At 68.2% G+C, this 24,486-nt stretch carries 22 protein-coding genes and 4 pseudogenes; 12 read left to right on the top strand and 14 right to left on the bottom strand.

The window, feature by feature from the left end; translation table 11 throughout:
* Window positions 1–384 precede the first annotated feature (384 nt).
* A pseudogene (locus tag OG562_RS41715) lies at window positions 385–600 on the top strand (AMP-binding protein); the annotation flags it as partial.
* A 48-nt stretch (window positions 601–648) separates the two neighbouring features.
* On the opposite strand, the gene lpdA reads toward OG562_RS41715, so the two are convergent.
* The 3 genes from lpdA to OG562_RS41700 all read right to left on the bottom strand — a co-directional run bounded on the left by lpdA (window position 649) and on the right by OG562_RS41700 (window position 4,952).
* A complete protein-coding gene (gene lpdA, locus OG562_RS41710; protein WP_266407397.1) occupies window positions 649–2,061 on the bottom strand; it encodes a dihydrolipoyl dehydrogenase in 1,413 nt (470 codons plus the stop codon).
* A gap of 91 nt (window positions 2,062–2,152) precedes the next feature.
* On the bottom strand, window positions 2,153–3,598 hold the full coding sequence (locus tag OG562_RS41705) for an NF041680 family putative transposase (RefSeq protein ID WP_266404929.1): 1,446 nt from the start codon (window positions 3,596–3,598) through the stop codon (window positions 2,153–2,155).
* A 178-nt stretch (window positions 3,599–3,776) separates the two neighbouring features.
* Window positions 3,777–4,952, bottom strand: a complete 1,176-nt coding sequence (locus OG562_RS41700; protein WP_266407396.1) for a saccharopine dehydrogenase NADP-binding domain-containing protein — start codon at window positions 4,950–4,952, stop codon at window positions 3,777–3,779.
* Between the two features lie 96 nt (window positions 4,953–5,048).
* Between OG562_RS41700 and OG562_RS41695 the strand changes: the two genes are divergently transcribed.
* Window positions 5,049–5,678 carry a TetR/AcrR family transcriptional regulator gene (locus OG562_RS41695; protein WP_266407394.1) on the top strand — a complete coding sequence of 210 codons (630 nt, stop codon included), beginning with the start codon at window positions 5,049–5,051 and terminating at the stop codon, window positions 5,676–5,678.
* Between the two features lie 50 nt (window positions 5,679–5,728).
* Here OG562_RS41695 and OG562_RS41690 read toward each other — a convergent pair.
* Window positions 5,729–6,790, bottom strand: a pseudogene (locus tag OG562_RS41690) (LLM class flavin-dependent oxidoreductase).
* Window positions 6,790–7,029: pseudogene (locus OG562_RS41685) on the bottom strand (SRPBCC family protein); the annotation flags it as partial. The pseudogenes OG562_RS41685 and OG562_RS41690, both read right to left, overlap by 1 nt.
* 71 nt (window positions 7,030–7,100) lie before the next feature.
* Between OG562_RS41685 and OG562_RS41680 the strand changes: the two are divergent.
* The gene (locus OG562_RS41680) at window positions 7,101–7,997 is read left to right on the top strand and encodes an SDR family oxidoreductase (RefSeq protein WP_266407392.1); all 897 of its coding nucleotides are present in this window, start codon (window positions 7,101–7,103) and stop codon (window positions 7,995–7,997) included.
* 48 nt (window positions 7,998–8,045) lie between these two features.
* Here the strand turns inward: OG562_RS41680 and OG562_RS41675 are convergent, their stop codons facing one another.
* The gene (locus tag OG562_RS41675) at window positions 8,046–8,729 is read right to left on the bottom strand and encodes a TetR/AcrR family transcriptional regulator (RefSeq protein WP_266407390.1); all 684 of its coding nucleotides are present in this window, start codon (window positions 8,727–8,729) and stop codon (window positions 8,046–8,048) included.
* 209 nt (window positions 8,730–8,938) lie between these two features.
* Between OG562_RS41675 and OG562_RS41670 the strand changes: the two genes are divergently transcribed.
* From OG562_RS41670 to OG562_RS41660, 3 genes are read left to right on the top strand one after another with little or no spacing between them, the layout of a single operon-like run.
* Window positions 8,939–9,913, top strand: a complete 975-nt coding sequence (locus OG562_RS41670) for an enoyl-CoA hydratase/isomerase family protein (RefSeq protein WP_323187621.1) — start codon at window positions 8,939–8,941, stop codon at window positions 9,911–9,913.
* Between the two features lie 7 nt (window positions 9,914–9,920).
* Window positions 9,921–10,841: an alpha/beta hydrolase gene (locus OG562_RS41665; RefSeq protein WP_266407388.1), complete on the top strand. Its 921-nt coding sequence runs from the start codon at window positions 9,921–9,923 to the stop codon at window positions 10,839–10,841.
* Between the two features lie 35 nt (window positions 10,842–10,876).
* Window positions 10,877–12,343, top strand: coding sequence for a class I adenylate-forming enzyme family protein (locus tag OG562_RS41660; protein WP_266407386.1), 1,467 nt, complete (start codon window positions 10,877–10,879; stop codon window positions 12,341–12,343).
* Between the two features lie 229 nt (window positions 12,344–12,572).
* Here the strand turns inward: OG562_RS41660 and OG562_RS41655 are convergent, their stop codons facing one another.
* Entirely contained in the window at window positions 12,573–13,445 is an 873-nt protein-coding gene (locus OG562_RS41655; RefSeq protein WP_266407384.1) for an alpha/beta fold hydrolase, read from the bottom strand.
* Between the two features lie 65 nt (window positions 13,446–13,510).
* On the opposite strand from OG562_RS41655, the gene OG562_RS41650 reads away from it, so the two are divergent.
* On the top strand, window positions 13,511–14,116 hold the full coding sequence (locus OG562_RS41650) for an ABATE domain-containing protein (protein ID WP_266407382.1): 606 nt from the start codon (window positions 13,511–13,513) through the stop codon (window positions 14,114–14,116).
* 34 nt (window positions 14,117–14,150) lie between these two features.
* Here the strand turns inward: OG562_RS41650 and OG562_RS41645 are convergent, their stop codons facing one another.
* Window positions 14,151–14,624, bottom strand: a complete 474-nt coding sequence (locus tag OG562_RS41645; RefSeq protein ID WP_323187671.1) for a helix-turn-helix domain-containing protein — start codon at window positions 14,622–14,624, stop codon at window positions 14,151–14,153.
* Window positions 14,625–14,763: 139 nt separating this feature from the next.
* Here OG562_RS41645 and OG562_RS41640 point away from each other — a divergent pair, with 139 nt between their 5' ends.
* From OG562_RS41640 to OG562_RS41630, 3 genes are all read left to right on the top strand, one after another.
* Window positions 14,764–15,777: an NADP-dependent oxidoreductase gene (locus OG562_RS41640; protein ID WP_266407380.1), complete on the top strand. Its 1,014-nt coding sequence runs from the start codon at window positions 14,764–14,766 to the stop codon at window positions 15,775–15,777.
* Window positions 15,778–16,137: 360 nt separating this feature from the next.
* The gene (locus OG562_RS41635) at window positions 16,138–16,638 is read left to right on the top strand and encodes a hypothetical protein (RefSeq protein ID WP_266407379.1); all 501 of its coding nucleotides are present in this window, start codon (window positions 16,138–16,140) and stop codon (window positions 16,636–16,638) included.
* Window positions 16,639–16,953: 315 nt separating this feature from the next.
* Window positions 16,954–17,415: a hypothetical protein gene (locus OG562_RS41630; RefSeq protein WP_266407377.1), complete on the top strand. Its 462-nt coding sequence runs from the start codon at window positions 16,954–16,956 to the stop codon at window positions 17,413–17,415.
* Between the two features lie 639 nt (window positions 17,416–18,054).
* Here the strand turns inward: OG562_RS41630 and OG562_RS41625 are convergent.
* The gene (locus OG562_RS41625) at window positions 18,055–18,894 is read right to left on the bottom strand and encodes an alpha/beta fold hydrolase (RefSeq protein ID WP_266407375.1); all 840 of its coding nucleotides are present in this window, start codon (window positions 18,892–18,894) and stop codon (window positions 18,055–18,057) included.
* A gap of 145 nt (window positions 18,895–19,039) precedes the next feature.
* On the opposite strand from OG562_RS41625, the gene OG562_RS41620 reads away from it, so the two are divergent.
* Window positions 19,040–19,654 carry a TetR/AcrR family transcriptional regulator gene (locus OG562_RS41620; protein ID WP_266407373.1) on the top strand — a complete coding sequence of 205 codons (615 nt, stop codon included), beginning with the start codon at window positions 19,040–19,042 and terminating at the stop codon, window positions 19,652–19,654.
* 87 nt (window positions 19,655–19,741) lie between these two features.
* Here the strand turns inward: OG562_RS41620 and OG562_RS46110 are convergent.
* Both OG562_RS46110 and OG562_RS41615 read right to left on the bottom strand, forming a co-directional pair.
* Window positions 19,742–19,938: pseudogene (locus OG562_RS46110) on the bottom strand (IS5/IS1182 family transposase); the annotation flags it as partial.
* 109 nt (window positions 19,939–20,047) lie between these two features.
* Window positions 20,048–20,635: a TetR/AcrR family transcriptional regulator gene (locus OG562_RS41615; RefSeq protein WP_266407372.1), complete on the bottom strand. Its 588-nt coding sequence runs from the start codon at window positions 20,633–20,635 to the stop codon at window positions 20,048–20,050.
* A gap of 60 nt (window positions 20,636–20,695) precedes the next feature.
* On the opposite strand from OG562_RS41615, the gene OG562_RS41610 reads away from it, so the two are divergent.
* Entirely contained in the window at window positions 20,696–21,514 is an 819-nt protein-coding gene (locus OG562_RS41610) for an SDR family oxidoreductase (protein ID WP_323187620.1), read from the top strand.
* 244 nt (window positions 21,515–21,758) lie between these two features.
* Here OG562_RS41610 and OG562_RS41605 read toward each other — a convergent pair whose 3' ends face one another.
* From OG562_RS41605 to OG562_RS41595, 3 genes are all read right to left on the bottom strand, one after another.
* Window positions 21,759–22,592: an enoyl-CoA hydratase/isomerase family protein gene (locus tag OG562_RS41605; RefSeq protein WP_266407369.1), complete on the bottom strand. Its 834-nt coding sequence runs from the start codon at window positions 22,590–22,592 to the stop codon at window positions 21,759–21,761.
* Window positions 22,593–22,708: 116 nt separating this feature from the next.
* Window positions 22,709–23,515 (bottom strand): strictosidine synthase, encoded by an 807-nt coding sequence (locus tag OG562_RS41600; RefSeq protein ID WP_266407368.1) that lies wholly within the window; start codon window positions 23,513–23,515, stop codon window positions 22,709–22,711.
* 31 nt (window positions 23,516–23,546) lie between these two features.
* Window positions 23,547–24,413: an alpha/beta fold hydrolase gene (locus OG562_RS41595; RefSeq protein ID WP_266407367.1), complete on the bottom strand. Its 867-nt coding sequence runs from the start codon at window positions 24,411–24,413 to the stop codon at window positions 23,547–23,549.
* Window positions 24,414–24,486 lie beyond the last annotated feature (73 nt).

The following is a 24,486-nucleotide window of genomic DNA, read 5'->3' as shown; positions in this document are numbered from 1 at the left end:
CGAAGAACGACGATGCACAGCTTGAGCCGCAACGCGTCACGACTGCTGACGGATTCCGCGTCCCGCTACCCGGAACGCATCGCGATCGTCTTCGTCGACGACCGCATCACGTAGGAGGCCCTCGACGCCGCGGCCAACCGGGTGGCGAACCTGCTCGTCTCGCGCGGGATCCAGCCCGGGGACAAGGTCGCGCTGTCCTGCCCCGATTCTCCAGCATCTACTTCGGCATCCTCAAGGCCGGGGCCGCGGTCGTGCCGCTGAACGTGCTGTTGAAGGGCCGCGAGGTCGCCTACCTCCTTACCGGCTTCGACGCGAAGGGTGTACTTCGCCTTCGAGGGAACCCCGGAGCTGCCGATCGGGAAGGCCGCCTGGGAGAAATTCCGGATGAGGGACTGCACTGAGTTCTTCCTGATCGAGAGCGGCGGCGCGCCATGGTCCGGGGACGAGACGCCGGAGTCCAACACCTCGGTCGTAGCCGAGCAGCCCGTGACGTTCCGGACGGTCGAACGCGACGAAGACGACACAGCGGTGGTCCCCTGCACGTCCGGCACCACCGGCCACCCCAAGGGCGCGGAGCTGCGTCACCGCAACGTGTATGACAACGCGCTCGCCGGCATCGACCTGTTCGTTCGAGGGGGCAGCGCCCTGCTACATGTTGATCATGTGGCCCGCGAGGCCGTGGACGGCTTCCTTGACCGCCTCGCCGAGGGTGGGGTGGGCGTGGACGTTGCGGGCGACCTCATGGACGGTGAGGTCCCACTGCTGGGCCAGCGTCAGTTCGGGGAGCAGCTCGGTGACGTCCGGGCCGATGAGGTGAGCGCCTATGAGCTCGCCGTACTTGGCGTCACTGATGAGCTTCACGAAGCCGGTCGCATCACCCAGGCCATGAGCCTTGGCGTTCGCGGTGAACGGAAACTGAGCCACCTGGACGTCGAAACCCTGCTCCCTCGCCTGTTCCTCGGTGTAGCCGAAGCTGGCGATCTGCGGCTGGCAGAAGGTGGTGCGCGGGATCATGACGTAGTCCAGCTCCATGGTCTCCGCGCCTGAGAGCGTCTCAGCGGCGACCACTCCCATCGCCTCAGCGGCGTGCGCGAGCATGAGCTTCGCGGTGACGTCACCGATGGCGTAGATGTGCGGAACGGACGTACGGCAGCGCTCGTCCACATCGATGGCGCCGCGCTCCGTGACCTTGACGCCGGTGTTCTCCAGGCCGTACCCGGTCACGTTCGGGGCGAAGCCGATCGCTTGGAGGACCTTGTCCGCCTCCAGGACCTGGCGGGCACCGTCCTTTCCGGTGACCGTGACGCGGACCTGCTGCCCGGAATCATCGATCGACTCGACACGGGTCGAGGTGAGTACGTCGATGCCCAACTTTCGGTACTGCTTGGCGAGTACAGCGGAAACCTCGGCGTCCTCGAGGGGAGCGACTCGGTCCAGGAACTCCACGATCGTGACCTGCACACCGTAGTTGTGCAGGACGTACGCGAATTCGATGCCGATGGCGCCGGCGCCCGCGATGACGATCGACTGCGGGAGGTCCTCCGCGAGGATCTGCTCCTCGTACGTCACCACGCGCGCGCTGCGCTTGGTGCCGGGTAGCAGCTTCGGGGTGGCGCCCGTCGCGATGATGCAGTGGTCGAAGCCTATGGTGCGGGAGTTGCCGTCGTGGTCGGCGACCAGAAGCGTGTGCGGGTCGAGGAACGTACCGCGGCCGGCGACTTCCGTGATCTTGTTCTTCTTCATCAGGTAGTGGACGCCCTTGACCCGGCCGTCCGCGACCTTCCGACTACGGCGGAACGCCTCCCCGTAGTCGAAGGAGACCTCACCGTCGACCTTGATGCCGAAGGTCTTCGCCTCGCGCGTGAAGAGGTGCGCCAGTTCGGCGTTGCGCAGCAGGGCCTTGGTGGGGATGCAGCCCACGTTCAGGCAGACGCCGCCCCAGTACCTCTCCTCGACGACCGCGACGCGCTTGCCCAGTTGGGCGGCCCTGATGGCGGCCACGTACCCGCCTGGGCCCGCGCCGAGTACGACGACGTCGAAGTGCTCACCCTGCTCGTCCATGGACCTTTCCTTTCCACTGGGACGGTCGACTCCACGTCAGTGGCCGACTCGCTCCCGATCGCACAACCTGTTCATCAACTCAGCTTGGCGTTTATCCTCGGCGGGCTTGGTGTTCCTTGATCGATTCAGCACGTTTGACCGTCTTGCCGACGTCGTGACGTGTGGCCCGCTGCCTGTTCTTCGAGCCGGGAGGCCGTCCCGGTCCCGGCTTGGACGGTTTCGGTGCGGCCGACGGACGGGCCGCCGTCGCGCGGACGTTGCGAAACCCCCGGCGGACGCGGGCGGGGGTGAGGCGGCGGGGTGCGGCGGGTCGCTCCCAGGGGCGGCGCAGGTCCTCGGTGAGTGGGCGGGCGAGGCGGAGCTGGGTGTGGGCGGCGATGATGAGCCAGGTCCACAGATCGGCGCTGTCGGCGTGGCGGACCTTCGGTGCCGTCCAGCCGAGGGTCTGCTTCAGGAGTCTGAAGGTGTGCTCCAGGTCGAATCTGCGGAGAAAGGACTGCCACCAGCGGTCCACGTCCGCCGGTGTTGCGGCGTTGGCGGAGCACCACAGCCAGACCGGTTTCGGGTCGCGGTCGCCCGGCAGGCGCTCGACCTGGAGGCGGATCAACATGCCGTGCAGGATGGGCAGTTCCTCTTTGGCGTGGTTCAGCCACGGGCCGCGGTGGGTGAGCCTGGGGTGCATGCGGTCCCAGGCGATCGTCTCGGCCTTGCCGTAGCGGGTGGTGTCCGTGACTGTGGTGACGTCGGGCTCGTGCCAGCTGTCAGGCTTGGCGAAAGTAAGGACACCGCCGTGCCGACGGGGTCGCCCGCCCTTCGGGCCGGAACGGGTCGGGCCCGGGTCGCGGAGCATGACCCGGTCCGAGCGCAGGCGCCCGAGCAGCATCACCGGCAGGTCGGCCAAGGCGTGGGTGAGGTAGGCGACGTCGTAGCCGGCATCCATCACGATGAGGATCTCCGGGTCGCCCGGCCGCCAGTGCCCGGCCTGCGTCAACCGCTGAACGACATCGCGCAGTTGGGCGGCAGTGACGAGCGTCGCGTCGTCGGCGGGTCCCAGGCGCACGGCGTCCAGCAGCGCGACCCAGGAGGTGCGGCCGGACTCCAGCGCGGCAACGAAGGAGTACGGCCAGCCCGGCACGAACTGGTCCGTCTTGCGGTCACCACGTCCGTAGACGTGGCAGAACAGCCGATCGTCGCTGGTCGGGGCATCAGGACGGAGCCAGTTGCTCACGTCCACGGCCAACACGATCCGCCCGTCGGCCGCCTTCGGCAGCGGCAGGCCGGCCAGCGTGCGACGTAGGCGCGTCGGCTCCAGCCAACCGCGGTCCAAAGCCGCGTACAGCGCACCGTGCCCGCGCCGGTGCTCGACCGCCAGCGACAGCTCGACCAGCGTCTTCACCGGCCCGTCCGCGCACAGCACCGCGTCAGTGAGCTCGAAGAGCGCATCCGCGCGAGCGTAGAGGCATTCGTAGAACTCGACCCGAAAGCGGGACAACACGTCCAACGCCTCACCCGCGGGCGCATCAGCAGACAGACTCATACACAGCGGCCGTTCTCTTGTACTTCGTGACTCGACATCTCGAAGCGTGGAGAACGGCCGCCTCCGCTGTCCCGGAAAGAACCGCAGATCAGCAGGTCGGGTGACCTGCAACGTTAAACGCCAAGCTCAGTCGCTGTGGTTCAACGCCCCGGTGCCGTGATCAATGCCCACGCAGCGATCACCGACGTGCCGAGGCCCCGTCGACTTCGTGTACTCCCGCCTCGGCGGCACCGAGCCTGAGGGTGTCGAGCCCGAAGGCCGCGACCGGACCGTGCACACCGGGCTTGAGGACGGCATCCGGCGCCGCCGCACGGACTGCGCCCCACGCCAGGAGGGAGCCCGTCATCTCGTAGGGATCAGGTCCGGTGAGGGCCGTCGTGGCCAGGGGACGACCCTGGCCGTCGCGGGCGACCGCGATCACCAGGGAACGGCCGTCGGTGTCCGGCTCACGATGTGCTCCCGGGAGCCTCCCGGACCACCGCGTCAGGGCAGCCCGCACCTTCGCCGACCTCAGCAAGGGCGCCTGGAGCGTGGCGGCGATCTGTACCGGACGCGTCCACCGCCCGAGCCAGCCCATCCCCACCTCGACGCTCTCCAACCGAGGGAAGACCTCAGGCAGGCCGAGATGCTCCGTGCCCGGGACGGTTATGGCCGGGCGTCGCACACCGGCGTAGCGGAAGGTGAGGACACGCTTGGCGGCCCGCTCGTCGACCAGTCGGGAAGAGGCTCCAGGGCGTGGAGAGCGGTAGGCGAACCCGTCCTCGGCCGCCGCGGCGACCAGCGTCTGGCGCGTGCCACCCGTGGTCAGGTCCCAGGAGTCGCGCAGGGTGCTCCGGTAATGCAGCTCACTCCCGCGCCCCGAACGGGTGATGAAGTAGCCGATCTCGACATGGCATGCGCGCTCGCCCGCCTGTTCCAGGGCCAGGGCGCCGGCGAGATTGCCGGGCACGTAGTCGTAGCCGAACGCGGGCACGAGAGTCGCTCCCCGGGCGGCCGCGACGGAGTCCAGCTCAAGGAGGACCCGGCGGGCGAAGGGGCCCTCCCCCGTGGAGTCGAAGTAGCGCGCTCCCGCCCGCGCGGCAGCCGTGACCGTGGCCATGCCCAGTTGCATGAACGGCCCGACCGTGGAGACGACCACATCGCTGGGGCCCAGAAGGCGCGTGAGGTGGGCGGAAGAGGTGAGGTCCACTTCTGCCACCGGCAGTTCCGCCTCGAAGCGGTCGGCCAGGGTCAGCATCTTCGTTCGGCTTCGCCCGACCAAGGTCGGCTTCTCACCTCGTGCGAGCAGTTCCCTGAGAACTCGCCGCCCCGTGTACCCCGTCGCGCCGAGCAACAAGATTCTGCGCTTTTCCACGGCTACGTCTGCCTTCCGGGGGGCACTGTCACGACGACGACTGACCGACCACGAGTCATTCACTGACTCCCGGTCATTGAATATACGATGGTCAACATGAGAGGGCCAAACCGACGACAGCTGTATGCGGAGCAGACCCGGGCGGACCTGGTGGCGGCCGCGCGCAAACTCTTCGTCGAAAACGGGTTCGCGGACACGTCGGTCGAGGCCATCACCACGGCGGCGCAAGTGAGCAAGGGCACCTTCTACCACCACTTTCCGGACAAGAAGGCGATGTTCGCCGAGCTCTACACGGAGCTGCTCCAGCGGGTCGGAGCGCTCGCCGACGCGGCGTCCGAGGCGATCCGTGCGACGCCGGGCGAGCCTGCCTTGGCCGCCGTGTCGAACCTCACGCACGCCTTCTTGCGGCGGACCATCGACGATCCCCTGCATCGAGAGCTGATGGCCCAGGCGCCCTCGGTGCTGGTGGAGCAGTACCGGCACATCAACGACACGGTGGCCCAGCCGCCGATTGAACGGCTCTTGACCGTCCTGGCCGAACGCGGTGACGTGGAACCGGACGTTCCGGTCGCCACCGTCGCCCGGATGCTGTTGGCCGTCCTGTGCGAGGGCAACCAGATCATCGCCGCCGCGGCGGACCGGGAGGACGCCCTGGCCAGGACGTTCCACACGATCACCCTGCTGGTGTCGGGCCTGGCGGCAAACGGCGTCAGCGCGCACGGTTGACGTCGACCAACGCCTGCAACAGCACTCCTCGACTGCACCCGGCCGTGCCGCTACCGTGCCGCCTCGTCCTCGATGTCACGGACCAGGTCGATGGCCCGGCCGAGAGTGGTGAGCCGAGCGTCGAGAGTCTCTCCGGCCGGATAAAAACGTACGGTGTCCACACCGGCGTCGCGCCACACACGCAGCCGCTGGCGCACCATGGCCTCGGTTCCGATCAGAGTGGTCGCCAGGACCATTTCGTCGGTGACCAAGCCGGCCGCGCCGTCCCGGTCCCCGGCCTGCCAACGTGTCCGGACTTCGGCCGCCACCTCGGCCCAACCCTGGCGGCTGTAGGCGCTGTTGTAGAAGTTCGTGGTCGCGGAACCCATGCCGCCGAGGCTGAAGGCAAGTTCCTTCTTGCGTCCGGCCACCATCGCGCTCAGCGCGTCCTCGTCGTCCGCGAAGGCGACCTCGGCACCTTGGCAGATGTCGAGGTCGGCACGGGCGCGACCGGCGGCGGCCAGGCCCTGGTCCAGGTGGTCGAAGTACGCCTCCTTGGCGCCCTCGGGCACGAAACTGGTGCCCAGCCACCCATCGGCGATCTCACCGGTCAGGTGCAGCATCTTCGGCGAGAGAGTGGCGAGGTAGACCGGAATGTCATGCTCGGCACGCATCGACAGACGCATGGGCTTCGCCTCCGCGCCCGGCAGTGGAATCCGGAACTCCTGTCCTGAGTAGGAGACTTTGCCGCCCGCGGCGGCCTCCCGCACGATCTCGACGGTCTCCCGCATCCGCACCAGCGGCCGGACGAAGGGCACGCCATGCAGCCCCTCGATCACCTACGGCCCGGAGGGGCCCAGTCCGAGAAGGAAGCGCCCCTGGGAGATCTGCGACAGTGTGATCGCGGCGCGGGCGATGGCCATCGGCGTGCGGGTGCCGAGTTGGATGATTCCGGATCCGAGGAGCATGCGCTCGGCCTTCGCCGCGAGGTAGCCCAACGGCGAGGGAGCCTCGGAGCCCCACGCCTCCGCCACCCAGCAGATGTCGAGACCGAGCTTCTCCGCCTCGGTGACATAGGCGACGATCTCCCGCCAGTCGCTCCCGGAAGCTTCGATCGTGGTGGAGGTACGCATCACAGCCTCGCCTCGCCCGCGGGCTGGGCCCTCTCGGCCAGCTTCTTGATCTCTTCGAGGGTGATGGTCATGTTGGCCTCGAACTCCCGCATGCGCACGAAGACGATCTTCTGCTCCTTCTCCGGCATGCGATCGATGGCGAAGGAGAGGCCCGAACGGGCCGGCCCCATCTGCATCCATTCGCTCAGCAGAGTGCCACCGCCCTGCGGCTCCAACGTGAACCGCCAGATCGCCGTTGGGTTCTGCGAGCGACGACAGTTCATACAGGCGACATCTTGCGCTCAATAAATAACGAAGTTATGTTGCGGCCATGAAACGTGACTTGCTGGGCAGAAAGCTGGTTGTCACCGGAGCGGCGCGCGGCATCGGCGAGAAGGTGGCCCGCCTGGCCATCGCCCGAGGCGCTCAGGTGACCTTGATCGGACTGGAGCCCGATCGGCTCCGTGACCTCGCCCGCGATCTGGGCCCCGCCGCTTCCTGGCGTGAGGCCGATGTGCGCGACGGCGCCGTCCTGCGTTCAGCGATCGACGAGGCTGCGGGGGTCATGGGCGGCATCGATCTCGTCGTCGCCAATGCCGGCGTCGTGGCGTACGGGACCGTGCGACAGACGGACGAGGCGTCGTTCGAGCGGGTCCTGGACATCAATCTGAACGGTGTCTTCCGGACCCTCAAGTACGTGACGCCCCATCTGGAGCGCAGCCGGGGACACGTGCTGGTCGTGGCGTCCGCGCTGTCCTTCATGCCGCTGGCGGCGATGGCCTCCTATGGCGCCAGCAAGGCCGCGGCCGAGCTGCTCGCCCTGACCTATCGCCAGGAGGTGGCGCACCTCGGCGTCACGGTCGGCCTGGTGCACCCCTCCTGGATCGACACCGACCTCGTCCGGGGTGCCGAGGCGGACCTCCCCTCGTTCCAGGGCCTGCGCAACCGGCTTCCCTACCCGGGCAATGTCACCACGAGTGGCGACCGGGCGGCTGCCGCGATCGTCGACGGGCTCGTGCGCCGCCGCAGCCGCGTGTACGTCCCGCGCGCGGTCGTCGTGGCCAACTGGGCCAAGGCAGCGCTGAATTCGCCACTGGCCTGGCCATGGGCGAGGCGCTTCGCGGCCCGTGCCGTTCCGTCCCTCGAACGGGAGGTCGCGGCGCTGGGGAGGCATGACCAGCTCACGCCGGGCACCGGTACCTCTGCCGCGGAGACCAAGTCGCCCTAGCCGCACATGGGTGGTCCCGCGCGGGACAGCGACCTGCCCTACCGACTTTCACCGACCTTGAACGATCGAGTCGTAAAGGCGCGCGCCCGCCTCGTGCGAGGCTTCGGCCCGTTCCCGCTCGTCGCCCAGACCGACAGAGAAGTTCACGCCCATCGGCAGCATCACCTGCACCACGGGGTCCTCGAACTCGCCGAAGTGCTCGGCCAGCTCAAGGGTGACGTACCCGTGGACCAGACTCCACAACTGGGCGGCTATGACTTCAGGTTCCTGCCGCTCGGCCCTGCCCGAGTCCACGAGCCGTTGACATGCCGCGGTGATATGGACGTGGGCATCCCGGAAGGCCGGCGAATGTCCGCTCAAGCGAAGGTCCGCGTCCGACAGCGGCCGGTACGTCGCACGAGTGGACAGGCCGAACATCAGGTCGTACAGGTGAGGGTTCTCGTGGGCCACTCGACGGCAGGTCAAAGCCATGGCGAAGAGATCCGCGATCGGATCATCCGTCACCGGCACCTGGGCGAACGCCGCGCCGAGCTCCCTGAAGCCGCGGTCGGCGACGGCGCGCATCAGTTCGGGGATCCCACCGAAGTGGCCGTAGACGACCATCGTCGACAGCCCGCTCGCGGACGCCACCGTACGCGCCTTAATGGCCGACGGCCCCTGTTCGGCCAGCAGGCCGACAGCGGCTCGCACGAGCCGCTCCGGTGCGTCATCGAGTTTCGGCCGCCCTGCCATGCCTCTCGCGCCTCCACCATTGACACTCTTGAAATAACTTGGTTATCTAACTCGTCACGGCAATAGTACACATCTCTAGTGACGTGCCGTTTTGGACACGGGTGCGCTCCCCGGACGGGCTTCACGCACTGTCCCGGACTCCTGGCGCCGGCAGCCCCTCCCTCACCCGCTTTGCCCTCCCCCATGAACCCAGCACGGGAGCAGAATCCATGCCATACAAAGACAAGGGTCATCTGGAGATCGAGGACCGCGGAGCCATCCTCGTCGTCCGGGTCGACGGCGGCCCGCACCAGTTGTTCGGCCTCGACATCGCCCAGCAGCTGGACAAGCTGGTGAACCGGGTCGACCGCGATCCGAGCATCCGTGCCGTCGTCTTCACCGGGGCACATCCCGAGCGGTTCGTCAGCCATGCCGCGGTCCGGTGGCTGCAGGAAGAGGGCGCCGCGAGCCCGACGGTCGGCCGACGCGGTGCCGCCGCCGTCGTGCGCATGGCCAAGCACGTGGACCGGTCCCGTCTCCTCGGGTCCGTGATGCGCAGAACCCCTATGCGCGGGGCCCTCCAACTGGAGCGTCTGCACACGACCTTCCTCCGGATGAACGCCAGCGGTGTCCTCTTCGTCGCCGCCCTCAACGGTTCGGCTCTCGGCCTCGGCGCCGAGTTCGCCTGGGCCTGCGATCTTCGGGTCATGGCCGACGGGGACTTCTTCATCGGCCAGCCCGAAATCCTCCTCGGCATCATCCCGGGCGGAGGCGGCACCCAGCGGCTGACCCGCCTGATCGGCACCCACCGGTCCCTGGCCGCGATCCTCGAAGGCAAGCCGTTCACGCCCGCGGAGGCGCTCGCCAACGGGGCGGTCGACAAGGTCGTGCCCCAGGACAAGGTCGTCGCGCAGGCGGTCGAACTCGCGGAGCACTTCGGGCGGCGGTCGAAGGGGTCGGTCGCGGCCGCCAAGAGGTCGGTGTACCTCGGCGGCTCGATGCCCCTGGAGGACGGACTCCACGTCGAACGCGCCGAGTTCTTCACCCGAGTCATGTCGAAGGACGGTCAGGAACTGATGCTCGACTACATGAAGACGACGGACGCAACCGGCGAGCTCCCGCTCTACAACCCGGACACCTACGGCCAGGCGCTCGCCTCGGGCAGCGTGCCCGGGCACCGCTCGACGAAGACGACGCGGCGGTGAGCAGACGATGACCACCGCGCACTCCTTCACCCGCCACGACATCACCTTCCCCTCCGGCGACAGCACCTGTGCCGGATGGCTCTACCTCCCGACCGGCGTCACCTCCCCGCCCGTCGTCATCCTCGGGCACGGCCTCGGCGCCACCCGCGAGATGCGCCTGGACGCCTTCGCCGAGCGTTTCGCCCAGGCCGGCATCGCCGCCGTGGCCTTCACCTACCGGCACTTCGGCGACAGCGGCGGCCACCCGCGCCAGCTCCTGTCGATCAAGCGTCAGCTCGCCGACTGGGACGCCGCCATCGCCTACGTCAAGGCCCGCCCCGACGTCGACCGCTCCCGCGTCGCGGTGTGGGGCAGCTCCTTCGGCGGAGGCCACGCCATCACCGTCGCCTCTCGGCATCCCGAACTGCGCGCGGCCGTGTCCCAGTGCCCGTTCACCGATGGTCTCGCCTCCGCGCTCGCGCTCGGCCCGGTCGCCTCGCTCAAAATGACCCCCGTGCTCGCTCGGGACATGGCGGCCAGAGTGCGCGGCAAGGCACCCGCGATGGTTCCCATCGCCTCCGCCCCCGGTTCGCCGGCCCTCATGAACGCTCCGGACGCCCTGCCCGGATACCAGGCGCTGCAACCGGCGGGGACGACGTTCCGCAACGAGGTGGCGGCACGGGTCATTCCGACCATCGCCACCTACCGGCCCGGGCGTGCGGCGAAGAAGGTCGCCATGCCGATCCTCTTCTGCGTCAGCAACACCGACTCCGTCACGCCTCCCGCCCAGACCCTCCGGTACGCGCGCACCGCACCCCGGGGAGAGATCAGGAGGTACGACGCCGGCCACTTCGACTTCTACACCGGCGAGACCTTCGAGGCCCTGGTCCGCGACCAGATCGAGTTCCTCACCCGGCAGCTGCACCCCGCGCCGGCATCGACTCCTTGACCGGATCGCACAACACCGAGACAGGTACGCCCGCCATGAACTTCGCTTCACTGCCCGACCGTCGCGCCGCTCTCGACCCCGATGGGGCAGCGGTCTCGGACGGGCGCCAGTCACTCACCAACACTCAGTTGCTGGACCGCGTCCGTGCGGCAGCGCGTCAGCTCCAGGACCTCGGCGTCGGTCCCGGTGATGTCGTGGCCCTCAAGCTGACGAACCGCATCGAGTTCGTGCTGCTGTTGTTCGCCGCCTGGCGGATCGGCGCCACCATCACGCCGGTCAACCCGAGCATGACCGACGTCGAGGTGGACCGACAGGTCAAGGACTCCGGTGCGCGTCTGCTGGTGGTCGAAGACCGCGAGGCGCCCGTCACGGACGGTACTGCCCTACTCGCCGTCGGCGCACTGTACAAGGAAGGGGCGAGTTCGGATCACGCACCGCATGTGGACTCGTCCGCGCTGGCTCTTCTCATATACACCAGCGGCACCACCGGGATGCCCAAGGGCGTGATGCTGGACCACGCCAACATCGACGCCATGACGGAGATGGGCCGCCTGTCCCTGGACATCGGGCCCGCCGACCGGTGCCTGCTGATCCTGCCGCTCTTCCACGTCAACGGCATCGTGGTCAGCATTCTCACCCCTCTTCTCGCGGGGGCGAGCGTCGTCATCGCGGGCCGCCGGTTCGACCCACACAGCTTCTTCGACCTCGTCGAGCAGGAGCGCCCCACCTTCTTCAGCGCCGTGCCGACGATCTACGGCATGCTCGCTGCGCTCCCGGACGACGTGCGGCCCGACACATCGTCGCTGAGGTTCGGAGTCTGTGGCGCCGCACCTGCCTCCACCGAGCTGCTGAACCGGTTCGAAGCCCGGTACGGGTTCCCTCTTGTCGAGGGGTACGGCCTGTCCGAAGGAACCTGCGGGTCCACCATCAACCCCGTCGCGGGCCCGCGACGTGCCGGCACCGTGGGACTTCCCTTCCCCGGCCAGGAGATTCGGATCGTCGACGCCGAAGGTTCCGAGGTGGGGCCGGGCACGGACGGTGAGGTCCTCGTGAAGGGCCCCAACGTCATGCGCGGCTATCTCGGCCGCCCCGAGGAAACGGCCAGAGTCATCGTCGACGGCTGGTTGCACACGGGCGATGTGGGTCACCTCGACGCCGAGGGCTATCTGACCCTGGTCGGGCGCTCGAAGGACATGATCATCCGCGGTGGGGAGAACATCTACCCCAAGGAAATCGAGGACGTCCTCACAGGCGACCCGTCGGTGCTCGAAGCCGCCGTGATCGGCGTACCCGACGAGAAGTGGGGAGAGGTGGTCGTGGCCTACATACAGCCGCGACCAGGCGTGGCCGTCGATCCGACGGCGCTGCGGGAGCTCTGTGCGCGCAGCCTCACCGGCTTCAAGCGTCCGACCGAGTTCTTCGTGGTGGAGGCCATAGCGAAGAACGCGGTCGGGAAGATCGACAAAGTCTCCTTGCGCGCTGCCCACGTCGCGGCTTCCTGAGATTCACCGCGCGCCGAACCTGGATGCCCAGGCAGCGCCTATCCGACAGCGCGGCCGCGGGGACGCTTCGGCGGGTGTCCCGGTCTCGGCCAGGATCTGACTGAGGGGCGGCCCAACCGGAAGCAACTGGGCCGCCCCCTCGGTCCGGGAGGCTGCTCGGACGACTTGCCCCGGCCGGCCAGTGAGACTGTGGACCCGCAGGGGCGCCGCTCCCGTCACGATGGCAGGGTCACCGACTCGCCTCGTCGGCCAGGAACGACCGCAAATGGCCCAGCAGCGCCTCCGGTTGCTCTTCCGGGATGAAGTGGCCGCACTCCGGGATTTCCGCTCCGGTGACGTCGTCCGCGTAGTCGCGCCAGATCTCCAGCGTCGGCAGGCGGGAGGGCAGCCCTGCGGAACCCCAGAGCGCCAGTACCGGCATGGTGAGGCGGCGGCCCTCGGCGGCGTCGATGTCGTCGAGGGCGACGTCCTGCTCCATGGCGCGGTAGTCGTCGAAACTCGCGCGCATCGCACCCGGGCGGGAAAAGGCTCGGACATATCCGTCGACCGCTTCGGGTGTCAGCCCGTGCCGGTTATAGGTCCACCGCTCGAAGAAGTACTCGAGATACCCGCGTACGTCGTGCCCCACGAGCCGCTCGGGAAGGTCGGGCTGCATCTGGAACAGCCAGTGCCAGTACCCGGAGGCGAGCGAGGCGTCCAGCCGGCGGAACATCTCCCGGGTCGGCACGATGTCGAGCACAGCCAGCCGTTCCACCTGCTCGGGGCGGTCCAGAGCCCAGCGGTGCCCCACGCGGGCGCCCCGGTCGTGACCCACGACGGCGGTCGTCTCGAAGCCGAGTGCTTCGACGAGGCCCGCTATGTCGGCGGCCATCCGCCGTTTGTCGTATCCGGTCGAGGGCTTGTCGCTCAGGCCGTAGCCACGCAGGTCGGGTGCCACAACGGTGTGGTCGGCGGCAAGCTCCGCCAGCACCGGCTGCCAGCAGTCGGAGGTCTGCGGCCAGCCGTGGAGCAGGACGAGCAGAGGACCGGATCCCGCTCGGAGGTAGTGCAGGCGGACCCCGTCCACCTGCGTCACGCCTGTGGTCACAGTGGGCTGTCCCATGGATGCGCCTCCCCGGCATGAACTAACCCTCTTAGGGGGTTAAACCTAACGTGCAGAATGAAGGCGTGGCAACGGACGACACGTGGATCTGGGACGGCGGGCGGGTCTGTCTGGACTTCACCAACACCCTCCGCCACCGGTGGCGACCCACACCGGGGGAGACGCTCCGGAACCCGGGCGATCTCACCCTCTGGCTTCAGCGGGCCGGACTGCTCACACCGGGCATCCCGGATCCCGTGGACGCCGCCGTCCTGGCATCGGGCCGACGGCTGCGCGAGGCGGTCGACCGGGCCGTACTCGCGGTCTCCGACGGCCGACTGCCCTCCTCCAGCGACGTCGTGCTGCTCAACGGATCGGCAGCACAGGCGCCGCGGTCGGCGCCGCAAATCACCATCAAAGGCGGCCACTTGGAGCCCGCTGGCACCACGACCATGGCACCTGATCCCGCGACCGCGCTGGCACTGATCGCGCAGGACGCCGTAGACCTGCTCCTGTCGACCGAGATCCGGCGCGTACGCGTGTGCGGCGCGGACACGTGCGCCCTACGCTTCCTGGACCGCTCCCCCGCCCACAACCGCCGCTGGTGCTCGATGTCCCGCTGCGGCAACCGCACCAAAGTCCGCCTCCACCAGGCCCGAGCCGGACGGAGTGAGCGCACCCCGGCGGACTGAGCCCACCCGGACTCCTACCGCCACCGCGCTCGGCTCACTCCGCGGGCCTCAGACGAAATGCGGGGCCGGGGACACTCTCGATGTCCTCCGCCTGCACGGCGTGGCCGCGTTCGCAGCGGATCTGGGCATCGACGTGCGCACCGCATCCGCGGTGTCGCGTCAGTACGGCAGGGCCCTCCGGGTCGGCGCGGTAGCGGTCGCCCCACTGCAGGAGCCCCATCACAGCCGGGACCAGATCCACGCCCTTGGGTGTGATCACGTACTTCGGCCGACTCCGCGAACCCGGCTCCTTGTAGGTCTCGGTGGCCAGGATCCCTTCCTCGACAAGCATCCGGAGCCGGGCAGCGAGAAGGTTGCGGGGACAGCCGAGGACGCGTTCGAAGTCGCTGAAGCGGGACGAGCCGTACCAGACCTCGCGCAGGATCAGGATCGTCCACTTCTCACCCACGACCTCAAGGGTCCGGGCGATCGAGCAGTTCGACATGTCCCGGTCGAGTCGGGGGTCCATGCCGGCGTCCTGAAGAGCTTCGGTCCTCGCATCCATGGGGGTGATTCTAACTCGACCTGAGTTTACTTTTCCATACTCAACAAGTAGCGTCATGACCGCACGCAGGCTACCGAGAAGATCATGTGGAAAGGCGGCCGGCATGAAGGCATTCGTCGTCGAGAAGTACGGCAAGGACGGCGTGCGCGCCGCCGAGGTACCCGAGCCCAGCGTCGGAGACCGCGATGTTCTGGTCAGGGTGAGCGCCGCGAGCATCAACCCGCTGGACAAGATGGTCCGCAACGGGGAGTTCAAGCAGCTGTTGAAGTACAAGCCTCCGTTCGTGCTCGGTCATGACGTGGCCGGCGTCGTGACGCGCGTCGGTTCCGCCGTACACGGCCTCGAAGTCGGCGACGAGGTCTACGCCCGTCCGCGCGACCTGCGGATCGGAGGCTTCGCGGAGTACATCGCGATCGACATGGACGACGTCGCGCCCAAGCCGGCCTCGCTCACCCCGCAGGAGGCGGCCGCGGTGCCGCTGGTGGCCCTGGCCGCCTGGCAGATCCTCGTAGACCAGGCCCATGTGAAGCAGGGCCAGAAGGTGCTCATCCACGCCGGTGCCGGCGGTCTCGGATCGACGGTCATCCAGCTCGCCAAGCACCTCGGTGCCACCGTGGCGACGACCGCGAGCACTGATTCCGAGAAGCTGGTCAGGAGCCTCGGTGCCGACGTCGTCGTCGACTACACCAAGGAGGACTTCTCGAAGGTGCTGTCCGGCTATGACCTGGTGCTGGACGCCGTGGGCGGGGCGAACCTGGAGAAGTCGCTGACCGTGCTGAAGCCCGGCGGCCTGGCTGTCAGTGTCGTGGGCCCGCCGGACGCCGGGTTCGCCAGGCAGCTCGGCGCTCCCTCCTTCCTGGGTCTGGTCATGAACGTGCTCAGTCGCAAGATCCGCAAGCAGGCGAAGGCGCTGGGCGTGCGCTACCAGTTCTTCTTCATGCAGGCCAATGGCTCCCAGTTGCGCGAGCTCGGTGCCCTCTACGACAGCGGGAAGCTCCGCCCGGTCATCGACAGCACCTTCCCCTTCGATCAGACGCTCGAGGCGATGGCGTACGTCGAGCAGGGTCGCACCACTGCGGGCAAGGTCGTGGTCTCGATGACGCCCGACAGCAACTGAGATCAGGCCGGCCACACGGCTCCTCCTGACATGATCACGCGGGGCCGACGACGCGACGGCAGGGGCGAGAGACGCTCGCCGCGTCGGGCGGAACAACATCGACGGCTCGCGTGTCTCGACGCTCATGACGGACACGGGAGTTGTCCAACGGCGCCCTCTGCTCCGACCTCGAATCCGAGGGCTGCCGGCGGCCGCGGCAGTCTGCGGAGCCCCGTGCCCCGCGTGCCTTGTTGTCGCGTGCCTTTGGTTATGCGCTGTTGAGCTGTCCACGGACTGTCGTCCAACGTCATGTCGATCACCGGTTGGCGAGCGCATTTCACCCGTCGAGACCTGGCGTGGCCGCGCGAAAGGACCCCGTTCATGCGGGAGTTCAGCTCCCTGTTCGCCGATCTCGGTGAGGGGTTGGACGATCTGGGGGTGCCCGAGGGGCAGCCGTTCCTGATCAGCCCGGCGGGCGGGTACGACGTGGCGCTGAACCGGTATTTCTCGGTGTGGCCGGCGTCTTCGCCGTGGAACACCCAGGCCGCCCGTGCACCCGGGACCTGCGCACGTACTTCGACTTCCTGTGGTTCGTGCGAGGCAGGCGGGACTGGCGTGATGCGTCCATGGACGACCGGGCAGCGTTCGAGTGGTGGCGTCGTGACGAGCGTGGACCTCGTTCGGAAGACACGGAGTTGGGACCGGGAGGTGTCCACGGTCGACCAGTTCTACCTGTGGGCGATCGAGCAGAACCTCGTCAGGGCGAGTCCCATCCGTCAGCGCGCGGCTTCGGTGGGTCGCCGTGACGGGACGGGGCTGCCGGCACGATGGTGCGGCAAGTGCCGGCCGAGACGTCGCGCATGGGGCCACGACGCGAGGTGAAGCGGCTGCCACCGAAGTCGTATCGGCTGTGGCCCAATGTCGGGCTGTGCGGCTTCGACTCGAAGGAGATGCCAAGGCGCGGGTTCCGTGGGAGGTGGGCGGCGCGGAACGCGGCGTACGCGGATTCGATGGTTCGTACGGGGCTGCGGTTGTGCGAGCACTCGGCGCTGACGGTGTTCGATCTGCCGCAGCTGCCGTCTGCGGATCAGGGATCGTCAACGCGCGAGCGGTGCTGCCGCACGCGATCTCCAACGGGAGGTCGGGCCGGGCGGTGTACTGGCCGGTGCCCCGCAGTACCGCCACCAGCGCACCCAGATGTTCGAGGGCTACGCCGGCACTGGCGACTCCGGCTTCCGCGACAAGGCCGAGGCCGAGGCCGAAGAAGCCTTCGCCCGCGGCCAGTTCCTCGCCGAGCTGGGCGCAGACGACGACCGGCCGTCCCTCACGGGGCCCGCCGGAGAGGAAGCCGAAGCCCGGCTCGCCGAGCTCGCCCGCCACACCGTCTTCGACGGCCGGGTCGTCACGGACGAAGCCCGCCTGCGCCGCATCCCGGCGCCGGCCCGGCCTACGACGCCGACGGAACCCTCCGGATCCGACGTACGTACGGAAGCCAACCTGAGCCGGCTACGGAAGGAGCACACCGACCTGCGCCGCACTCTCGCTCCGTACGAGGAGGCCGTCCGCCAGCTGGCTACCGAAATCGACGCACCGCGCAGCGGCGGCACCGTTCTTCCACTGCCCAACCGCAGCAGGCCCGCGGCACCCGGGCCCTCCTGAATCCGACACCCCCGCAGGCGCCTGGCGTGCGAAAGGACGCTGGGCGGGGCGCGAGCCGACTACCGATGATCAAGGAATCACCGGCTGGACAGCGGACGAGATCCAGACCGGCGTTGCGCTGATGACCGAGCTCGGGCAGTTCGGCGCCGGCCGGTCGGGCCCTGTACGACCCTCGTCTCGGCGAGCGGAGCCTCTGGGACTGGTCCGGCGACTCTCCCTGCCGCCCCGGGCCGACTCGCCCAGCAGACCGGCCCGGGGCACGCTGGAAGGAGCGGCGTCGCCCACGTCCTCAAGGCCGGCAGCGAGGACATCGAGTGGCTCTACCCGGACACCACGATCGAGCGGATCGCCGCCCAGTGGCTGGAAGTCAGGTGCTCGTCGTCGTGGTCACCGACGGCGCGGCCGACGCCCACGTCTTCCACGCCCGTGCGGCACGTATCAGCCGTCCCGGCCGGAAGGTCGCGGCGGTGGACACCGTGGGAGCGGGCACGGCTGCCGGGCGATGGCACACCCCGCCTCGATCACGTGGGATGCGCCTACCTCAGCCAGCCGCTCCGGCGGCCGGGGTCCGGCCTGCCGGATTCTCGCGCAGCTGGTCAAGCCGGCGAAATCAGCGACTGCGCCGAAGCCCCGCAGGTCTTACTCGTCGAGGAACTGAATGGCGTGCTTCAGGAACCGCTCGGGATACTGGAACTGCGCTCCATGCCCGGCATCGGGGTAGATCAGCAGCTGAGCGTTGGGGATGTTCTGGGCGAGGTGCCAGGAGTTGATCGAGGCGATCATCACGTCGTTCTCGCCGTTGAGGACCAGCGTCGGCTGGGTGATCGCGTTCAGGTGGGCGTAGGGGTTCTCGCCCGGCAACGGTTCCGCGTAGGCGACGGTCGCTTCGAACTGCGCCTGTGCGACTTCGGGCGAGCTCGGCGGGTCCTGGTCGACCCGCTGGTGGCGGCGCTCCCAGAAGGCCTTGCCCGCTTGCTTCGCGGCTTCCGAGCGGCCGAAGAACAGGAAGAGGAAGTCCTCCAGGGTGGGGACCGGGTTCAGGGCGTACTGAGGCACCTCGGGGTCACTTGTCGGGTCCCCGCCTCGGAGGCCGGTGCCGAGCAGGAGGAGCTTGCGCACCAGCTGGGGGTGGCGCAGCGTGACCTCCTGCGCCTGGAAACCGCCGAGCGAGAAGCCGAGCAGGTCGACCTGCTCCAGCCCCAGCGCCCGGATGACCGCGGCGATGTCATCGGCCATGTCCTCGATCCGGTTACGCGGCGTGCCCGACGACGAGGCGACGCCGCGGCCGTTGAACAGGATGACCTCACGGCCTTCGGCCAAGCCGTCGGTGAGCAGCGGGTCCCAGTTGTCCATCCCCCCGCGGAAGTGCTGGACCAGGAAGATCGGAACGCCCGAGGGCTTGCCCCAGCGCCGGTAGGCGAATCGGTCGCCGTCGACCTCGATGTACTGAGTCGGTGCGGTCACATGCCTGTCACTCATGGCCTGAGCCTTTCTGGAGGGGGTGAGCAATAGAATGACGATCGTAATCTAAAAAGTCAACCTCTTTGATGTCGATCGACATCTATGCATGGTGGACCGTCGAGCGACGAGCGACGAGCGTCGACCGAAGAAGGGACGGCTGGACATGCGGGTCACCAAGGCACAGGCAGAGCAGAACCGTGCCCACATCGTCGCGACAGCCTCCAGGCTGTTCCGGGAGCGCGGCTATGACGGTGTCGGCGTGGCAGAACTGATGGCAGCCGCCGGGTTCACCCATGGCGGGTTCTACAAGCACTTCCGCTCCAAGGCCGACCTGATGGCCGAAGCGTCCGCAATCGGGCTCTCGCAGACCGCGGCGCAGGCCGAGGGCCGGGACGCCGCCGAGTTCGTCGAGCGCTACGTCTCGCGGGAGCATCGCGACGGGCATGGTGACGGCTGCACGATCGCGGCCCTCAGTGGCGATGCCGCACGTCAACCGGCGGACATCCAGAAGGAGTTCGCGGCGGGGATCGAGAGCCTGCTGACGGTTCTCCAGGCCGCCGCCCACGGTGACGCGCCTGGGGATGCGGACGGGCGCGCGGCCCGTATCGCGATGATCGACATGCTCGCCCATTCGGTCGGCGCGATCATGTTGTCGCGGGCATGCCCGGACGGTTCTCCGCTGGCGGATGAAATCCTCGATGTCTGCCGCAAGGAGATTCTCGCGTCACTGGCACAGGGCAACAGCGACCAGCCGGCGGCAAGGCGTCCAGAAACCTGACTGCAGCCGACCGACGCAAGCCCAGCTCAGTTCCATGAGCAGCACGAGGCCGGCTCCCAGTCGCCTCAGTAAGAACACCGGCAGGGCCACCCCGCCGCCCTTTCGGGCGATCTTCTGCAACGCGCGGTCCAGGCGCGGGGCACGGGCGGCCAGCAGGCCCACGACCGCCGCACCCACCGGCTCACGGTGGTGCGGCGCACCCCGTTCCCGCCGGCCAGATCGCCGGGCCGCTGGTCACAACGCAGCACCGCCAGCACGATGCCGACGATCTTCCAGGCGAGCAGATGCCGGTATGGGCGGCAACGGCCGGATGACCTGCCATTCGGGGATTCGGGCCATGCCGCAGCCTAGGACTACCCGGATGGTCGCCTGGGCCTGAGGCCGGGCCGCGCTTCAGCGAGGCAGCAGGACCTCAACCTGACCCCGGATGTCCTGCACGATCTCCTCGACGCTCAAGGCGATGTTCACGCTCGCCGCCATGCTGAGGAACATCACGGCGGACACGATGTGTGCCAGCGTCGCGGCGTCGCCCTCTGCGACCCGCTCGTCTCGGCGCAGCACGGCGGCGACGGCCTCCTCGGTCTGCGCGACGATGGCGAGTGCCGCGCCGTGCCGGGGCTCCTCGGGGTCGCCGAAGACCATCTCTCGCAGGTAGGTGCGTCCGTTGTCGATCTGGATGCGGTTGCACTCGACGATCGGCCGGACGATCGCCAGCACCGCGTCCAGCACGACTGGGACGGTCTCGGCGTCCGCCCGGCCCCGCTCAAGTGCTTCGACGTACTTGGCGTTCTGGACAAGGAGGAGGAGTTCGCCCTTGGTCTTGGCATAAAGGAACAGGGTCCCGGTGCCGATGTCGGCCTTGTCCGCGATCTGCTGGGTCGTGACCTCGTCGACGCCGCGTTCGGTGAACAGTTCACTGGCGGCAGCGACGATGCGGTCGAGTTTTTCTTGCTTGTTCCGCTCGCGCCGTCCGAGAGGCATGGCGGTGTCCTCCAGGTATAGTTTCTGACTGCAATCAGTTATGATTGTACTCAATATAACGTGGGCTCAAATGTGGCTCCGCTCATTCTCCCATCGCGGGACGACGTTCGTCGCTCCATCCGTGCACCGTCACGCACGTCGCATCCCCCTCGGAAAGAAGGAACCCATACCCTCCCTCGATGGAGCAGTCGTCCTCGTCCCGGCGCCAATGGCGGTCTCGGCACCCACTTCGTCCACGACGCCCTGGCGCGCGGCGCCGTCAAGGTCTACGCCACCGCCCGCTCCCCCCGCGCCTGGGACGATGACCGCATCGTCCCCCTGACCCTTGACGTCACCGACCGCACGTCGATCGACGCGGCCGTGGCCGCCGCGGCGGATGTCACCGTGCTCGTCAACAACGCGGGCGCCACCCCGCCGAGCGCGAGCCTGCTGGACGTCACCGAGGCGGACATCCGGGCGAACATGGAGACGAACTTCTTCGGACCGGTCTTCCTCGCCCGCGCCTTCGCACCGATCCTCGCCGCCAAGAAGGGGTCCGCCCTCATCGACGTGCACTCCGTTGCCAGCTGGTATGCCTTCGGCGGCGCCTACAGCGCGTCCAAGGCCGCACTGTGGTCGGCCACCAACTCGCTGCGCATCGAGTTCGCACCCATGGGCGTCCACGTGACGGGTGTGCACATGGGCTACGTCGACACCGATATGGCCGCGCACGCCGAAGGACCCAAGATGCTGCCGACGCAGCTGGTGACGACGGTCTACGACGCCGTCGAGGCCGGAGAATACGAGGTCCTGGCCGACGACTTGACCAAGGGGGTCAAGGCGGCTCTGAGCGGCCCGGTCGAGGCACTTTACCCGGACCTGCACAGCACGGACGCCTGAGCTTGATCTTCGGTCCCGACGTGATCTCTTCACGTCGGGACCCAGTGATCCCTGTTCGAAAAGTTGGACGGCCGGTGTCCAGAAGCGGTGCACCGTCGCGGCCGTCGAGCGGTGGATGACATCGGCGGTCGATCCGGCAGCCCGATCCGACCACGATGCCGAAGACGTCGGAAATCAGGTGGGCCCCGCGGCAAACGAGGACGGACGCGGCATCGGCCGCGTCCGTCCTCGTTTTCGATGGGTGTCAGCGTTGCTGGTTGGCGATGCCGATGTAGTGCCCGAGCCGGTACTCGAAGTCGATGCCTGCCTGTTCGACGACGGCCTGCGTGCCTGCGGCCCGGGTGAGGAAACCAGGGAGGGTGAGTGAGTGGGCGAACTCACCGTACGCGGCGACCAGGTCCGCGTCCGGGGGCAGGGTCGCCCGGTTGATCTGGGCCTTGGCCGAGGCGAGTGAGGTGCGGTCGAAGGAGGCGAGTCGGGCGACGACGGTGCCGACGAAGGCGTCGAGTTCGCTGTCGGGGAGGGCGCGGGTGACCCAGCCCCAGCGTTCGGCGGTGTCGGCGTCGTAGTCGTCGCTGGTGAGGATGGCCTCCAGGGCGCGGTCGCGTCCGATGGCCCGGGGGAGGCGTTCGGAGCCGCCACCGCCGGGCAGCAGTCCGCTACCGACCTCGGGCTGTCCGAAAATCGCCTTCTCACGACTGGCGTAGCGCAGATCGAGGGCGAGGGCGAGCTCGTTCCCGCCCCCGCGGGTGCGTCCACGGATGGCCGCGATCGTGATGTACGGCGCTTTGGAGAGTTCCAGGACCAGATTCGTCCATGCCGGCACCGCGTCCGGGTCCTCAGAGGCGGGGAAGTCGGCGGCGGCGGCCAGGTCGAAGTGGTTGTAGAAGAAGTCGGGGGTGGCGCTGTCGAACAGCACGACCTGGATGTCCGGGTCGGTGGCCAGTTCGGTGACGATCTCGATGAGACGCAGGACTGTCTCGCCGACGATGAGGTTGACGGGCGGGTTGGCGAAGGTGATCTTCGCGATCTGCGGTGAGGTGCGCTCGTAGTGGATGGTGCTCTGCTGCTCGCTCATGGTTGGCTCCGGATGCGTGAGGGGTTCAGACGGCGATTTGGGCGCGAGGAGGGGAAGGACGCCGGGGCGGATGGACTTGCCGAGCAGGTCCGGCGGTCCCGCCCCACCTGCACTGCTCACTCCTCGTAGTGCGGGAGGATGTCGCCGTTCTTGACGTAGGTGAGGGCGGCGGCGACGTCGTAGGCGTGGATCGCGGAGACCTGCGGTGCCAGCCGGTTGGACAGGTCCTCGATCGCGTTGCCGGTGAAGAAGGCGTCCCGTGCCGCGGTGTCGGTGAAGCCAAGGCTGACCGAGGCGTGGAAGTGCTGGTCGTGGGGGTTGTCGTGGGCGACGTCCGGGGTGTCCCAGAGCTTTTTCGTCCAGGGCAGGAACGTCTGCGTGCGCAGTTCCTTCAGCACTCCGGTGCCGGCGAGCGCAGGGGCGAGCTGCTCATTGACGAACTTCCGGAAGGCGCCGGCGCCGACCCCGTCTCTGCGGCGCAGGTAGATCAGAGCGCGGGCACCGACCGTCTGTCCGGGGCCTGCGACGTCGTACCAGCGGGACGAGTTCGGCGGGCCGGCGTAGAGCAGGGTGCGGCGGAACACGTTGATCTCGTCCGCGTAGGCCAGCTTCGTCTGCTTGCGTCCGTGCAGCGGTGCAAGCGCCGACTGGAAGGTGACTTCCGCGACGCCGTCGATCTTCCGGTCGGCGGGGATCGAGGTCTCGACCCCGTCGGTCACCGGCCACAGGCCCGGATTGTGCTCGGCGAGGTGGATCTGCCGGTACTCCTCCAGGCCCGGGGTGGCGGAGATGATCCCAGAGTGCGGGCCCTTCCAGTGGTCCATGCCGGTCTGGCGGGGCTGGTCGGTGCGCACCCACAGCAGGATCGAAGAGGTGAGAGGCTTCTTCACTTCCAGGGGCGCGGCGACCGGTGACGTGCTCATGATGTTGCCCTTTTTCCTGGTCAGGTGGTGGTCATCGCGCCAGGAACTCGACCGCTACGGGGGCGAACTCCTGGTGGTACTGGAAGATGCCGCCGTGCCCGGAGTCGGGGTAGATGATCAGCTCGCTGCCCTTGATGCGCCGGTGCAGGTCCTCCGACAGGACCGACGGCACCATGCGGTCGTTGTCGCCGTTGGCGATCAGGGTGGGCTGCGTGATCGTCGACAGGTCGTCGGGGGCGGAGCGCCCCCACTTCTTGATGGCCTTCAGCTGCGTCTGGAACGCCTTGGTCTTGATGTCCGCGTCGCGGTCGACGGTGCGCTCCTTGAGCCGGTTGACGAACGCGCGTGCGGCGGGCTTACCGGTGGCATTGCGGTTGAAGAACAGGAACTCCTTGGGGTCCGAACGGGTCAACGTGGCACGCAGGATGTCCCAGTAGGTGACTCTGGCGACCTTGTCCATGTCCTTGCCGCCCTTGGGCCCGGTGCCGGTGAGGACCAGCTTGCGGACGAGCTCGGGGTGCTTCACCACCAGGGCCTGAGCGACCATGCCGCCGAGGGAGAAGGAGAAGACGTCGATCTTGTCGTACCCGAGCGCCTTGATGAAGGTGTAGGCGTCGTCGGCCATCGCCTCGACGCTGTCCGGCACCTGACCGGTGGATGCCCCGACACCGCGGTTGTCGAAGGTGATGACGTGACGGCCCTTCGCGATGGGATCGATGATGCGGGGGTCCCAGTTGTCCAGGGTCGCGGCGAGGTGGACGAAGAAGACGACGGGGATGCCGCCCTTCGGGCCCAGCTCGCGGTAGGCGTAGGTGACGCCGTCGACGCTGACGGTGCGGGCCGGGGCCTTCGCGTACGAGGTGATGACGGCTTCGTTCGGGGTGTCGGTGCTGCTCATGACGGATTCTCCTTGCGTGTTCTGTGTCGCTGTGTGTTCTGTGTCGCTGTGTGTTTCGTGTCGCCCGTCGCGG

This window comes from Streptomyces sp. NBC_01275, assembly GCF_026340655.1.
GTDB lineage: Bacteria > Actinomycetota > Actinomycetes > Streptomycetales > Streptomycetaceae > Streptomyces.
This window is presented reverse-complemented; position numbering and strand designations above follow the sequence as displayed.